Annotated in this window: 13 protein-coding genes and 1 riboswitch; of the genes, 8 read left to right on the top strand and 5 right to left on the bottom strand. The window is 72.4% G+C overall.

Annotated elements, in window-relative coordinates; all coding sequences use genetic code 11:
• The 4 genes from CFP66_RS21960 to CFP66_RS21945 all read right to left on the bottom strand — a co-directional run bounded on the left by CFP66_RS21960 (position 1) and on the right by CFP66_RS21945 (position 2,865).
• On the bottom strand, positions 1-822 hold the full coding sequence (locus CFP66_RS21960; RefSeq protein WP_094927004.1) for a carbohydrate ABC transporter permease: 822 nt from the start codon (positions 820-822) through the stop codon (positions 1-3).
• A complete protein-coding gene (locus tag CFP66_RS21955) occupies positions 819-1,703 on the bottom strand; it encodes a carbohydrate ABC transporter permease (protein WP_233159608.1) in 885 nt (294 codons plus the stop codon). Before CFP66_RS21955 ends, CFP66_RS21960 begins: the two co-directional genes overlap by 4 nt.
• A 152-nt stretch (positions 1,704-1,855) precedes the next feature.
• Positions 1,856-2,323 (bottom strand): hypothetical protein, encoded by a 468-nt coding sequence (locus tag CFP66_RS21950; protein ID WP_094927002.1) that lies wholly within the window; start codon positions 2,321-2,323, stop codon positions 1,856-1,858.
• On the bottom strand, positions 2,320-2,865 hold the full coding sequence (locus CFP66_RS21945) for a hypothetical protein (RefSeq protein WP_143517333.1): 546 nt from the start codon (positions 2,863-2,865) through the stop codon (positions 2,320-2,322). The genes CFP66_RS21950 and CFP66_RS21945 overlap by 4 nt, the downstream gene beginning before the upstream one ends.
• Before the next feature lie 184 nt (positions 2,866-3,049).
• Positions 3,050-3,162, top strand: a riboswitch (SAM riboswitch).
• 40 nt (positions 3,163-3,202) lie between these two features.
• Between CFP66_RS21945 and CFP66_RS21940 the strand changes: the two genes are divergently transcribed.
• From CFP66_RS21940 to CFP66_RS21905, 8 genes are all read left to right on the top strand, one after another.
• Positions 3,203-4,558: an aminotransferase class V-fold PLP-dependent enzyme gene (locus CFP66_RS21940; RefSeq protein WP_094927000.1), complete on the top strand. Its 1,356-nt coding sequence runs from the start codon at positions 3,203-3,205 to the stop codon at positions 4,556-4,558.
• Between the two features lie 247 nt (positions 4,559-4,805).
• Positions 4,806-5,645 (top strand): pentapeptide repeat-containing protein, encoded by an 840-nt coding sequence (locus tag CFP66_RS21935; RefSeq protein WP_094927122.1) that lies wholly within the window; start codon positions 4,806-4,808, stop codon positions 5,643-5,645.
• A gap of 262 nt (positions 5,646-5,907) precedes the next feature.
• On the top strand, positions 5,908-6,783 hold the full coding sequence (locus CFP66_RS21930) for a TauD/TfdA family dioxygenase (RefSeq protein ID WP_094926999.1): 876 nt from the start codon (positions 5,908-5,910) through the stop codon (positions 6,781-6,783).
• An 87-nt stretch (positions 6,784-6,870) separates the two neighbouring features.
• Positions 6,871-7,842: a glycine betaine ABC transporter substrate-binding protein gene (locus tag CFP66_RS21925; RefSeq protein WP_094926998.1), complete on the top strand. Its 972-nt coding sequence runs from the start codon at positions 6,871-6,873 to the stop codon at positions 7,840-7,842.
• Entirely contained in the window at positions 7,827-9,050 is a 1,224-nt protein-coding gene (locus CFP66_RS21920; protein WP_094926997.1) for a glycine betaine/L-proline ABC transporter ATP-binding protein, read from the top strand. Before CFP66_RS21925 ends, CFP66_RS21920 begins: the two co-directional genes overlap by 16 nt.
• Before the next feature lie 3 nt (positions 9,051-9,053).
• Positions 9,054-9,929, top strand: a complete 876-nt coding sequence (locus CFP66_RS21915; RefSeq protein ID WP_094926996.1) for a proline/glycine betaine ABC transporter permease — start codon at positions 9,054-9,056, stop codon at positions 9,927-9,929.
• 59 nt (positions 9,930-9,988) lie between these two features.
• Complete coding sequence (locus CFP66_RS21910; protein ID WP_094926995.1) at positions 9,989-11,161, top strand: macrolide family glycosyltransferase; 1,173 nt, start codon at positions 9,989-9,991, stop codon at positions 11,159-11,161.
• A 34-nt stretch (positions 11,162-11,195) separates the two neighbouring features.
• Entirely contained in the window at positions 11,196-12,428 is a 1,233-nt protein-coding gene (locus CFP66_RS21905; RefSeq protein WP_094926994.1) for an amino acid permease, read from the top strand.
• 34 nt (positions 12,429-12,462) lie between these two features.
• On the opposite strand, the gene CFP66_RS21900 is transcribed toward CFP66_RS21905, so the two are convergent.
• The gene (locus CFP66_RS21900; protein WP_094926993.1) at positions 12,463-13,446 is read right to left on the bottom strand and encodes an LLM class flavin-dependent oxidoreductase; all 984 of its coding nucleotides are present in this window, start codon (positions 13,444-13,446) and stop codon (positions 12,463-12,465) included.
• Positions 13,447-13,471 lie beyond the last annotated feature (25 nt).

Here is a 13,471-nt window from a genome sequence, read left to right as displayed (position 1 = left end):
CTACCGGAACCCGGTGATCGTGATCGAGCGGACGACGTGTCGCTGGAAGATCAGGAACAGCACCATCAGCGGCAGGATCGCCACCGTGGCCGCGGCCATGACGATGGTCCAGTTGCTGTTGTACTGCGACTGCAGGCCGGCCGTGGCGACCGTGAGCACCTGCCACTGCCTGCCGGTGGTGATCACCAGCGGCCACAGGAAGTTGTTCCAGTGCGTGACGACGGTGATGATCGCCAGCGTCGCGATGATCCCCCGGCTGACCGGCACCACGACGTGCCAGAGGATGCGCGGCGTGCCGGCGCCGTCGAGTTTCGCGGCGTCGAGCAGGTCGCCGGGGATGCCGCGGAAGTTCTCGCGCAACAGGAAGATCGCGTACGGCGACCCGAAGAGCTGGGGCAGCACCAGCGCCCAGAACGTGTTGCGCAGGCCCATGTCGGTGAACAGCATGTAGAGCGGGATGATCGTGACGGCCTGCGGCACCATCAGCGTGGCCAGGTACACCCAGAACAGCGCGTCGCGGCCCGGGAAGCGCAGCCGGGCGAACGCGTAGGCGGCGAAGACGGAGAACACCAGCTGCCCCACCAGGATCACGGCCACGACCTGGGCGGTCACCGCGATCGGTGCCACGAAGTCGTAGCGCTCCCCGAACAGCTCGCCGAAGTTCGCCAGCGTCGGCGGGGCGGGCGGGCCCAGCACGGACCCGGACGCGAACTGCTGGGGCGACTTCAGCGCGGTGGACAGGCTCAGCAGGAACGGGGCGAGCGTGAGCACCCCACCGGCGACGAGCAGCAGGTAGATGCCCGCGGTACGCAGCCCGGTCACGTCGACAGGTCGTAGGTCGTGCGGCGGGCGAACCACCGCTGCTGCACGAGGGTGACCACCACGAGCAGCACGAACAGGACCAGCGCCATCACCGCGGCCTGCCCGACCGCCCGCTGCTCGAACGCCTCGTAGTAGATCCGCCCGGCGACGACGTCGGTGACGCCCTGCGGCCCGCCGTTCGGCGTGAGCGCGTAGACCGAGTCGAACACCTGGAAGCTCGAGATCACCCCGGTGACCAGCACGAAGAACAGGGTGGGGCGCAGCAGCGGCAGCGTGACCCGCCAGAACCGCTGCCACGGGCCGGCCCCGTCGAGCAGGGCGGCCTCCGTGACCGCGGTGGGGATCGCGCGCAGCCCGGCCACGAAGAACAGCGCGACGTAACCGACCTGCGTCCACACCGTCACCGCCGCCACCGACGGCAGCGCCAGCGCCGGGTCGGCCAGCCATTCGACGCGGCGGCCGAGCAGCGCGTTCAGGGCGCCGTCGGTGGGCGCGAGGATCCAGCGCCACACGACGCCGAGTACCAGCGGCGCGCAGATCCACGGCAGCACGTACACCACGCGGAAGACCGACGAGCCGCGCAGACCGCGATTGAGCAGCAGGGCCGCGACGAGCCCCAGCACGGTCTGGGCGGGGATCACGATGGCCACGAAGACGGCCGTGACGAGCAGCGACCGCGCGAACCGGCCGTCGGACGCCACGGCGACCACGTTCTCCAGCCCGACGAACGTGCGCGGGCTGATCAGGTCCCACCGGTGCAGCGCGAGCCACGCCACCACGAGGATCGGCAGCACCAGGAACGCGGCGACGCCGAACAGGCTGGGCCCGAGCAGCAGGTACGCCGTGCGCGACTCGCGTCCGGTCACCCGCACCTGCCTCACGTCCGCCCTCCGCAACCGGTGAACGGAGCTAAGATCGCCGGCCTCCCGCTGTCAAGCGACCGGGCCGCGGCCCGCCGACGTCACACCGGGCCCCGATCGTCGGGATCGGGACGTGAACCGCACCTCTGCAGCTCATGTCCCCGACATAGTGATCAGGCTCGGTGAACCAGAGTGCTGGTGCGCGCACGGTCGACCCCGGCCGCCCACCCCTCGCCCGGCTCGTCACCCCACCACTCGAACCCCAGCGCGTCGCGCCAATCGCGGACCGGCGGGGTGTCGTAGAGGGAGTGGTACACCGAGTCACCCACAAGGTCGGAGCTGCGAGCCGGCGTGCCCACCATCGGGTCCACCCCGAGCTCCTCGACGCGCAACCCGAGCTTCGCGCCTGCCCGGACATGCCTCATGTAGATGCTCAAGTCGTCCGACACCCAGATCTCCACGACCTCCAGATGGTTCTGATCGGCGAGCGTGACGGCCTCGTAGAGGAGGTGTTGCGCGACGCTGGACGCCCAGTCGGAGGTGACGACCCCGCTATAGGTGAGCCTCGGCGGCCTGACCATCTCGACCATGAACGAGCCCCACTTCCCCTTGCTACCGGTCGAGAGCTGCCGACCTGTCACGTGGCGTTCAGCGCGTTGTTCACATAGGCCGGGCATGCCCAGGACCTGTCAGGATTCTCGCAGTAGAGGGTGATGATGCCGATGGGGCCTCGCCCGTGGAAGTCGTTGTGGTCGACGACCAGCTTGACTGTCACCTGTTCGACCTCGAGGCAGCCGAACCCGCAACGGAAGCGCCGAGCGATGTGCTCGTGGATCCAGCGGTTCGATCCGGGAGGGTTCTCGTAGATGCGGCCGGGCGCGTGAACCATCTGCCGAACCACGCCCATGTTCGAGACCTGGTGCTTGCCGCGGATCTTCTCCCAGCCGAAGCCGGCGTTGGGTGCCCCCGCGTTCCAAAATCCCCGACGAAGGTGCACCGGCACCCCGGAAGGGTTGTAGAAGTTGTCGATGATTTCTGCCTGCTGATCGATCGGTGGTCGCGGCGGCCTGAACGGCTCGTCAGCGGTCGCTGGACCCGCACACGCCATCAGCAGAACAACAGCCGCGAGTAGACCGCGCGCGTACGTCGACGCAGCTGATCGAACAGGGCGTGCACCTGGCATCGTCTCCTCCTCGACAGCCCGCCCAGGGGCCCAGATCGATCAGTAGAGCCGTCGCGGCACTCCCCCCGTGGCCGTTCGCACCGCTATCACCCGAGCGGTCCAGCGAGTGGAGCCGGTCGCGGGATCGACTGTGCCCCGAGCCGCGCTTGACCGATCCCGCCGCCCGCCCGTACCGTGCCTCCCAGGTCAAGAGCGCCAGCGTCAAGCCCCGGCTCGCTGGCCGGCAACCCTCCTCCGCGGTGGGGTGCTCCGGGTGACGACCAGGCCGCCGTGCACCCACGGCGGCAAGCGCGGACCCGAGTTCCGTCCGGGTCCTGAGAGGGTCCGGAGGACCGTCATGACCGCTGTGCTGCCCACCCGTCCCGCCGTCTGCGCGCCCGCGCTCCCCCGCGTGGTCGGTGCGGACCTGCAGGTCCCGCTCGTCACCGGCGAGCGCGTGCGCTACGCCAACCTCGACCTGGCCGCCAGCGCGCCGGCGCTCGAGCCCGTCGCCGACCACGTCACCGCGCTGCTGCCCTACTACGCCAGCGTGCACCGCGGCGCCGGGTACGCCTCGCAGGTGAGCACCACCGTGCTGGAGCGGGCGCGCGAGACCGTGGGCCGGTTCGTCGGGGCGCGCGCCGACGACGTCGTGGTGTTCACCCGCAACACCACCGACGCGCTGAACCTGCTGGCCGGTTGCGTGCCCGGCCCGGTGCTGCGGCTCGACGCCGAGCACCACGCGAACCTGCTGGCCTGGGGGCCGGGCCGGGTGCTGCGGACGGGCGGCACCGTCGCGCAGACCCTGGCCGACCTGCGGGACGCCCTGGCTGCGGACCGGCCCGCCCTGCTGGCCGTCACGGGAGCGTCGAACGTCACCGGCGAGCTGCTCCCGCTGGCCGAGGTCACCGCGCTCGCGCACGCCGCGGGCGCCCGGGTCGTCGTCGACGCGGCCCAGCTCGCGCCGCACCGCCGGATCGACATCGCCGCCGCGGGCGTGGACTACCTCGCGCTGTCCGGGCACAAGCTCTACGCCCCCTACGGCGCGGGCGCGCTCGTCGGGCGCCGCGACTGGCTCGACGTCGCCTCGCCCCACCTGGCCGGCGGCGGCGCGGTGCGTGCCGTGAGCGCGCCGGACGCCGACGGCGTCACCGAGGTGTCCTGGGCGCCCGCACCGCACCGGCACGAGGCCGGCACGCCGAACGTCCTGGGGGCCGCCGCGCTGGCCGAGGCGTGCCGCCACCTCGAGAGCGGCCTCGACCCCGCGCACGAGGCGGCGCTGCTCCACCGGCTGGAGACGGGCCTGGCCGCGATCCCCGGCGTGCGCACCCTGCGCATCTGGCCCGACAGCACCGACCGCGTCGCCGTCACCACGTTCGTGGTCGAGGGCCGGCCGGCCGGGCTCGTGGCGGCCTACCTCTCCGCCGAGCACGGCATCGGCGTCCGTGACGGGAAGTTCTGCGCCCACCCGCTGCTGCAGCGCCTCGCCGGCACCGACGACGGTTGCGCCGTGCGGGCCAGCTTCGGTCTCGGCACCACGGCGGCCGACGTCGACCGGCTCGTCGACGCGCTGGAGTGGCTGGTCACCGACGGCCCGGCGTGGACCTACGCCGTGGTGGACGGCCGGTGGAGCCCGACGCCCGACCCCCGCGACCTCGACCCGCTCGGCGTCGGCCCCACCAGCACCGCCCCACTGCCCGCCTGCGGCCACTGACGCCCTGGACCGCGCCGGGGCAGGCGCTCCCGCGCCCTGGGCGGCGAGCCCCCGGTCCGCCCGGCCGCAGCACGCGCTCGGTCGGGCACTCGGCGGACCGGGCGTGCTGTCGGCCGTGAGCGGGCCCGGAGCGCATGATCACCGGTTGGGTGCAGGAGCGGCGACATCCTGCCGCCGTCGCACCCATTAGGTGATCACGGTCCGGCACCCGAGTCGGCCGCGTGAGGGACGAGGGACAATGGAGGCGATGTCCTCCCCCGTCCCCGAGCACCTGCAGGCCGACTGCTCCCGCTGCGCCGCGCTCTGCTGCACCGCCCTGCCGTTCGCCGCCTCGGCCGACTTCGCCGTGGACAAGCCGGCCGGCACGCCCTGCCGGAACCTGCGCGAGGACTTCCGGTGCGGCATCCACGGGCAGCTGCGCGAGTCGGGCTACCCAGGCTGCACCGTCTACGACTGCTTCGGCGCCGGGCAGCAGGTCGTGCAGGTGACGTTCGGCGGGCGGGACTGGCGGCGCAGCCCCGGCGAGGCCGCGCAGATGTTCGCGGTGTTCCCCGTGATGCGCACGCTGCACGAGCTGCTCCGCTACCTCACCGAGGCCCGCGCGCTGCCGCAGGCGGCCCCGCTGCACGACGAGCTCGACGACGCCCTCGCCGCCACGGACCGGCTCACCCGCCTCGACCCCGCCGGGCTCGCCGAGCTGGACGTCGAGGCGCACCGCCGGGAGGTGAGCGAGCTGCTGCTGCGCGTGAGCGAGCGGGCCCGGCCGCAGGGCCGCAACCACCGGGGAGCCGACCTCGTCGGGGCCGACCTGCGGGGTGCGCGCCTGCGCGGGGCGAACCTGCGGGGCGCGCTGCTCGTGGGCGCCGACCTGCGGGAGGCCGACCTGACCGGCGCCGACCTCATCGGTGCCGACCTGCGCGGCGCCGACCTCGCGGCCGCCGACCTGACCGGCGCGCTCTTCCTCACCCAGGCGCAGCTCGCCGCGGCGCGCGGCGACGCCCGCACGACGCTGTCGGAGCCACTGGTCCACCCGTCGCACTGGCCGCAGCGCGCGGAATCCGCGCGCCGGCGCCGCCGCAAGCGCTGACGTTCGTACGTCCGGATCCGGGCCCCGCGCGGGGCTTTGTCCGGACAGGTGCTTCCCTACCAACCCGCTGCGTCCACGATCCGGATGCCTCGTTGCATCCCGCCCGGTGCGCGGTGAGGATCCGGGACGTGCCCGCTGCCCTGGTCCTCGTGGAACGCATTCACGTCGACCTGTGCCGCCTCCAGGCCGACGCGCTCTGTCGCTGAGCACCGACCGCCGCCCGCTCCGGGCCCGCCCGTCCTGCACAGCTCGAAGGAGCCCCATGACCAGCACGCTCGCCACGCCCACTCTCGACCTCGACCGCCTCGGCCCCGGCTTCGGCGCCGCCGTGCACGGGGTCGACCTCGCCACCGCGTCCGACGCCGTGATCGCCGAGGTCCGCGCCGCGCTCACCGCCCACAAGGTCCTGTTCTTCCCGGGGCAGGACCTGGACCCCGACTCGCAGGTGGCCCTGGGCAACCGGCTGGGCGGGCTCACCGCGTCGCACCCGGTCGTCCCCGGGATCGACGAGGCGCACGCCGAGATCTACGCGCTGGACAGCGCCGACAACGGATTCGCCGACGTCTGGCACACCGATGTGACGTTCGTGCGCAGGCCGCCGCTCGGATCGGTCCTGCGCGCGGTGACGCTGCCGCCGTCCGGTGGCGACACGAACTGGGCGGACCTGGAGCTCGCCTACGCGTCGCTGTCGGCGCCGGTGCGGGACCTCGCCGACCGGCTCACCGCCGTGCACGACGGCACCCGCGAGTTCGGGTACTACCTCGCGCAGCGCCGGGGCGGCGAGGGCAGCCTCTGGGACGGCGAGCGCTACCGGAGCCTGGAGCCCGTCGAGCACCCGGTGGTGCGGGTGCACCCGGAGACGGGCCGCCGCTCGCTGTTCGTGAACCCGGGCTTCACCAGCCACATCACCGGCGTCTCCGACGCGGAGAGCCGGTACCTGCTGGACCTGTTCTACGCGCACCTGACCAAACCCGAGCACGTCGTGCGGCACCGCTGGCAGGTGGGCGACGTCGCGATGTGGGACAACCGGGCCACGGCCCACTACGCGAACCGCGACTACGGCGACGCACGGCGCGTGATGCACCGCGTCACCCTGCGCGGTGACGAGCCGGTCGGGGTCGCGGCGCCTACCGCCTGACGCTTCGAGATGAGGCAGCTCCGCACACCCGGTAGTTTCCTGCCGATCCCCCAGGTGCGGGACTCCCCGGAACAGAAGGATCAGACCATGACCGGTTCGTTCCGGCGCCGCCGCGGTGGCGCGCTCAGCGCGGCGCTGGCCGCCACGGCGTTGCTCGCGGCCTGCAGCGGCGCCCCTGCCGACACCACCGGCGATTCCGAGTCCTCGTCCGGCGAAGGCGTCACGGTCTCGGCGGTCGAGTTCCCGTGGAGCGCCGCCGCACTCACGAACGCGATCCTCTCCGAGGTGGTGGCCGCGCACCCGGACCTCGGCGTCTCCGGGATCGAGACGACCGCGCTCGGACCCGCACCGGCGTGGGCGGGCGCCCAGCGCGGGGACCTCGACCTGCTCACCGAGGTCGCGATGCCCAACCAGCAGGAGCTGGCCGACTCCGCCGCCGAGCGGGTCACGATGGTGCACGAGACCTACGGCGGCGCCGCCCAGGGCTGGTTCGTGCCCACCTACGCCACCCAGCCCGGGCAACCGCTGGAGGGGCTCACCAGCGTCACGCAGCTCAACGACTACGCCGACGCGCTCGGGAACCGGCTCGTGGACGCCGACCCGAGCTGGGTGACCACCGAGCAGAACGCGAAGCGGCTCACCGGTTACGGGGTGAACCTGGAGCAGGTCACCGCGAGCGAGGCCGCGCAGCTGGCCGAGCTGCGCCGGGCGTACGAGCGCCAGGAACCGATCCTGGTCTACCTCTACCACCCGCACTGGGTGTTCGCGGAGTTCGACATGACCCAGCTGCAGGAGCCCGCGCCGTTCCAGCCGGACTGCTTCACCACCGGCAACGGTGCCTGCGCGATGCCCGACTACTCGGCGTGGACGGCGGCGAGCACCGACCTGCAGCAGGAGGCACCCGCCTTCTACGCGATGCTGCAGCGCTTCGAGCTCCCGCTGGCCGACATCGAGACGATGCTGCGCCGCGTCGACGTCGACAGCGAGTCGGCCGACACCGTGGCCAAGGAATGGGTCGACGCCAACCCCCAGGTGGTGCAGCAATGGCTGGCGAGCTGACGGCCCAGGGCCCGGCCATCCGGTGCCGGGAGCTGACGAAGGTCTTCGGCGCCGCGGCGGCGGTGCAGCAGGCGCTGGGCATGGCCGGCGACGGCGCCGAGCGCGCGGCGGTGCAGGAGAGCACCGGCGCCACCCTGGCCGTGCACGACGTCTCGTTCACGGTGGAGCCCGGTGAGCTGTTCGTCGTCATGGGCCTCTCGGGCTCGGGCAAGTCGACGTTGGTACGCCTGCTCAACCGGCTGATCGAGCCCAGCAGCGGCTCCATCGAGGTGGACGGCCGCGAGCTCGGCGGGCTCGACGACGCCGACCTGCGCACCCTGCGCAACCACCACATGAGCATGGTGTTCCAGCACTTCGCGCTGCTGCCGCACCGGACGGTGCTGCAGAACGCCGCCTACGCGCTGCAGGTGCGCCACGTCGGGGACGCCGACCGCCGGGAGCGCGCGCAGTGGGCGCTCGACCAGGTCGGGCTCGGCGACCGCGGGGACGCCCTGCCGGACCAGCTCTCCGGCGGCATGAAGCAGCGGGTCGGGCTGGCGAGAGCGCTCGCCGCCGACACCGATGTGCTGCTGATGGACGAGCCGTTCTCCGCCCTCGACCCGCTGATCCGCCGCGACATGCAGGCGCTGCTGATCCGGCTGCAGAAGGACCTGAACAAGACGATCGTCTTCATCACCCACGACCTGAACGAGGCGATGCGCCTCGGCGACCGGATCCTGCTGCTCAAGGACGGCCGGCAGGTGCAGCTCGGCACCGGACCGGAGATCCTGGCGCACCCCGCCGACGACTACGTCGCCGACTTCGTCTCCGACGTCGACCGCAGCCGGGTCCTCACCGCGGAGGACGTCCTGCGCGAGGCGCGCCTCGTGCTGCGGGTGGACGAGCGGCCCGACGACGCGCTGCGCCGCATGGGCGCCCTCGAGACCACCGACGCGTACGTGGTCGACCAGGAGCAGCGGATCCTCGGCATCGTGCACGACGAGTGGCTCGCCCACGCCGCGCGCAACGGCCACGACGCCGTGGGGCGCGACGGGCTGCACCACGACTTCGCCACCACCGAGCCCGACCGTCCGCTGATCGACATCATGGACCGCCTGGGCCGCCATCCGGTGCCGATGGCCGTGATCGACGACCGTGACCGGCTGCTCGGCGTCGTACCGCGGGCCGCCGTGCTCGCCGCCCTCTCCGCCGTTCCGACCAGGAGCTGAGACGTGCCACGCATCGAGCTCGGAGCCGTTGTCGAACAGTTCATCACCTGGCTGCTACGGGTGGTCCCCGGCCTGTTCGACGCGATCAGCGCGGTGCTCACCGTGCTGGTCGACGCGATCACCGCCGTGTTCCTCGCACCGTCGTTCCTGGTGTGGGTGGCGCTGTTCGGCGTCATCGCGCTGCTGACCCGCGGGGTCGGGTTCGCCGTCTTCACGGTCCTGGCGTTCCTGCTCGTCGCGTCGATGAACCTGTGGCCCGAGACGATGGAGACGCTCGCGGTGGTGCTGGTCGCCGCGGTGCTCGCCACCGTCATCGGGGTGCCGCTGGGGGTGTGGGCCGCGCGGAACGGCAGCGCGAGCACCGTGCTCCGCCCGGTGCTGGACTTCATGCAGACCACGCCGGTGTTCGTCTACCTCATCCCCGCGGTGTTCTTCTTCGGCATCGGGGTCGTCCCGGGTGTCGTCGCCACCACGATCTTCTCGATCCCGCCCGCCGTGCGGCTCACCGAGCTGGGGATCCGCGGGGTGGACGCGGAGGTGGTGGAGGCCGCGCACGCCTTCGGCGCCCACCCCCGCCAGATCCTGCGCGAGATCCAGCTGCCCATGGCCCTGCCCACGATCATGGCCGGGATCAACCAGGTGATCATGCTGGCGCTGTCGATGGTGGTCGTCGCCGGGCTCGCGGGCGCGGGCGGGCTGGGCAGCGTCGTCGTCCAGGCGGTCACCCAGCTCGACATCGCGGAGGGCTTCGAGGGCGGCCTGGCCGTGGTCATCCTGGCGATCTTCCTCGACCGCCTGACCGCGTCGTTCGCGCAGCGTCCGGGCCGCGGGCTGTGGCGGCGGCTGCGGCCGGTGCGGAAGCCGGCCGCCGTGGGCTGACGCAATACGGGTACGCAATACGGGTGCGTGCGGGGTGAACGGTTCCTAGCCTGGCCGTCGTGTCGAAGCACCTGCTGTTCGTCGCGCTCGCCGGGCACGGCCACGTCACGCCGACGCTGCCCCTCGTCGAGGAGCTCGTCCGTCGCGGCCACCGGGTCGACTACGCCACCTCCGGCGAGTTCGGCGACGCGGTGACGGGGACCGGGGCGCGCTGGGTGCCCCTGCCGCCGCTCGTCCCGTTCGTACCGCCCGCCCAGGTCGACGCCGCCGTGATCGCCTTCTGGCTCCGGCACTACTTCCGCGCGCTGCGCGCGACCTACCCGGTGCTGCTCGAGCGTGCGCGCACCGACCGGCCGGACGGCATCTGCTACGACGTCACGAACTGGCCGGGCCGGCTCGTGGCCACCGAGCTGGGGATCCCGGCCGTGCGCTGCATCCCCAACCTGGCGGAGAACGCGCAGTACTCGATCGACGAACAGCTGATGGAGGGCATCCCGCCCGAGCACCCCGAGATGGCCGGGCTCGGCGCCGACTGCGCCGAGTTCTCCGCCGAACACGGTGTCGACCTCGACGTGGCGGGCACGATGGACGTCACCGAGGCGGTGAACCTGGTGTTCGTCCCGCGGGAGTTCCAGCCCTTCGGCGACACCTTCGACGAACGCTTCCACTTCCTCGGACCCCTGCTCGGCCGGCGGGAGCAGCGCGAGCCGTGGTCACCACCGGATCCGGCCCGCCCGGTCCTGTACGTCTCGCTGGGCACGATCTTCACCGAGCAGCCGGAGTTCTACCGGACCTGCCTCGACGCGTTCGGGGACGGCCCGTGGCAGGTCGCGATGACGGTGGGCGGCACCGATGCGGACGCGCTCGGCCCGGTCCCCGCGAACGTCGAGGTCCGGGCGCGCTTCCCCCAGCTCGCGGTCCTGCGCCACGCCGGCGCGTTCGTCACGCACGCGGGAATGGGTTCCACGATGGAAGCCCTCTGCTACGGCGTACCGCTGATCACCTTCCCCCAGATGCCCGAGCAGGTCGCCAACGCCGACCGGATCGTCGAGCTCGGGCTCGGCGAGCGCCTCGCCCCCACCGCCCTCACCGCGGACGTCCTCGCGGCGACCGTCGCCCGCGTGGCCGCCGACCCCCGGATCCGGGCGAACCTGCAGCGGATCCGCCGCAGCATCGACGACGGCGGCGGGGTCGTGCGCGGCGCCGAGGTGATCGAGGAGCACCTCGGCTGAGCCGTTCCGCGCGGCGCGCGCGAGGATCACGGGTGTGACGGACCCCGACGGCCATGCCCCCCGGAAGTTCGCCGGCCTGAGCCATGAACGGATCACCTTCTGGCAGGGCGTCGCGATCATCTTCGGCGCCAACATCGGCGCGGGCATCCTCAGCCTCCCCTACGGCTCCCGCACCGGCGGGTTCCCCGCACTGGTGGCCGCGCTGCTGATCGCCGGCTTCCTGACCACCGCATCCATGCTGTACGTCGCCGAGGTGGCGCTGCGCACGAACACACCGCTGCAGCTGTCCGGGCTGGCGCGCAAGTACCTCGGGAACGCCGGCTCCTGGCTGATCTTCGCGGGCATCGCCGTCAACGGGCTCGGCGCGCTGATCGCCTACGCCAGTGGCAGCGGGCAGATCCTGGCCGACCTGTTCGGGATCCCGCAGGTGGTGGGCAGCCTGCTGTTCTACGTCCCGGGCGTGGTGGTCGTCTGGCTGGGGCTGCGGGCGACGGGCCGCTCCGAGCAGGCGATCACCGTCGGGATGGTCCTGCTGATGGTGGTGCTGGTGGGCTGGACGCTCCTCGGTCCCGGCGTCGACGGCGCGAACCTGGTCTACCTGCGCCCCTACTTCATCATCCCGATCGTGAACCTGGCGGTGTTCGCCTTCATCGCCCAGTACACGGTGCCCGAGCTGGCCCGCGGCCTGGCCCACTCCCCCCGGGCGCTGCCGCGCGCGGTGATCGCCGGGATGTGCGCCACCGGGTTCTTCCTCGCGCTGGTGCCGCTCGCGGCGCTCGGCATGATGGGCCCGGACGCCATCACGCCCGTCGTCACGCTCGCGTGGGCCGACCGGCTCGGGCCGGTCGCGTACTACTGCGCCAACGTGTTCGCCCTGCTCGCGATGCTCACGTCCTTCTGGGCGATCGGGCTGACCCTGCTCACCAACATCTTCGACCGGTTCTCCTGGCCCGCCACCGGTTCGGTGCGGCACCGCGTGATGGGTATCGCGCTCGTGGCCGTGCCGCCGTTCCTGATCGCCGCGATCGGGCTGGCCGGCTTCGTCTCGGCGCTGGGGTACGCGGGCGGGTTCGCCGGGGCGATCATGTCGATCATCCCGGTGCTGATGTTGCGCCAGGCCCGCCGCCACGGGGACCGGGAGCCGGAGTGGCAGGCGGGCTGGGTCGCGCACCCCGTCGTCCAGGTGTTGCTGGTCGCGGTGTTCGGCCTGGCGTTCCTGTACTCGCTGCTGACGATCGTGGGGCTGGTCCCGCAGGGGTGGGCCTGACGCCGGTCGTGGCCCGACGGCTACCGCAGCCGGCTCACGCGCCCGCCTGCAGCCGGGGGATCACGTCCTTCACCAGCAGCTCGAGCTGGCGGCGCCAGTCCCACGAGGTGATCCGCAGCGTCACCTCGGTGGCGCCGTCGGCGTAGAGCCGCTCCAGGTCGGCGACCACCTGATCGGTGGTGCCGGCCGCGGTCCAGTGGCGGGTCTGCTCCTCGGTGAACACCGGGCCGTAGTACTCGCCGAGGAAGCGGTAGCTCTCCTCGAAGGCCGCCTCGCGGTCGGGGTTGAGGTTGAGGTTGTGGTAGGCCGAGACGCCGAACGCGGCCGGGTCCCGCCCCTCCTCCACCAGGAACTCCTTGATCGCGGGCAGGTTCACCGTGAGGTGCTCCGGGCTCTTGCGCGTGGTCATCCACCCGTCGGCGATCCGGGCCACGCGGTGCAGCGCGCGGGTGGCCGGCGGGTCCGGCACCGGGTTGGAGGCGATGTAGACCGGCGGCGGCGACTGCACGGGCTTGGGCCGGACCGTCACGTTCTCGAACGAGGTGTACCGACCGGCGAAGGTGACGTCGTCCTCGGTCCAGAGCCGGCGGACGATCTCGATGTTCTCCTCCATCCGGGCGGCCCGGGACTTGTCGGTGACGCCGTAGAGGGCGCCCTCCTTCGCGGAGGCGTCGTTGGGCTTGACGATCCCGGTGCACACCGCGAGCAGCATGCGCCCGTTCGAGAGCTGGTCCAGCGTGGCCCACTGGTCGGCGAACAGGACGGGGTCCCGCACCGGGAAGGTCGCCAGGCAGCCCACGGCGAGGGTGACGTCGCGCGTGACGGCGGCGAGCGAGCCGAACAGCGCCACCGCCTCCGGCCGGGGCTTGGCGAGCAGGCTGTCGCCGATCCAGAGCGAGTCGAACAGGCCGGTCTCGTCGGCCCAGTGGCCGGTCTCGACCAGCTCCGACAAGCTCAGGACGTCGAAGAACGTGCCTCGCTGCGGCAGCGTCAGGCCGATCTTCCTCTGCTGGGTCATCCCGGTGTCCTCCCTGTGCTCAGAT

This window comes from Pseudonocardia sp. MH-G8, from assembly GCF_002262885.1.
In the GTDB taxonomy this organism is placed as follows: domain Bacteria; phylum Actinomycetota; class Actinomycetes; order Mycobacteriales; family Pseudonocardiaceae; genus Pseudonocardia.
Note: the sequence above shows the minus strand (reverse complement) of the source record. Positions and strands in the feature narration are given on the sequence as shown.

Bases quoted from the DNA above. Each gene is read 5' to 3' on its own strand.
- CFP66_RS21945 (WP_143517333.1), bottom strand. From the start codon at position 2,865: ATGCCAGGTGCACGCCCTGTTCGATCAGCTGCGTCGACGTACGCGCGC.
- CFP66_RS21920 (WP_094926997.1), top strand. From the start codon at position 7,827: ATGGCTGGCGAGCTGACGGCCCAGGGCCCGGCCATCCGGTGCCGGGAG.
- CFP66_RS21935 (WP_094927122.1), top strand. From the start codon at position 4,806: ATGTCCTCCCCCGTCCCCGAGCACCTGCAGGCCGACTGCTCCCGCTGC.
- CFP66_RS21900 (WP_094926993.1), bottom strand. From the start codon at position 13,446: ATGACCCAGCAGAGGAAGATCGGCCTGACGCTGCCGCAGCGAGGCACG.
- CFP66_RS21930 (WP_094926999.1), top strand. From the start codon at position 5,908: ATGACCAGCACGCTCGCCACGCCCACTCTCGACCTCGACCGCCTCGGC.
- CFP66_RS21940 (WP_094927000.1), top strand. From the start codon at position 3,203: ATGACCGCTGTGCTGCCCACCCGTCCCGCCGTCTGCGCGCCCGCGCTC.
- CFP66_RS21925 (WP_094926998.1), top strand. From the start codon at position 6,871: ATGACCGGTTCGTTCCGGCGCCGCCGCGGTGGCGCGCTCAGCGCGGCG.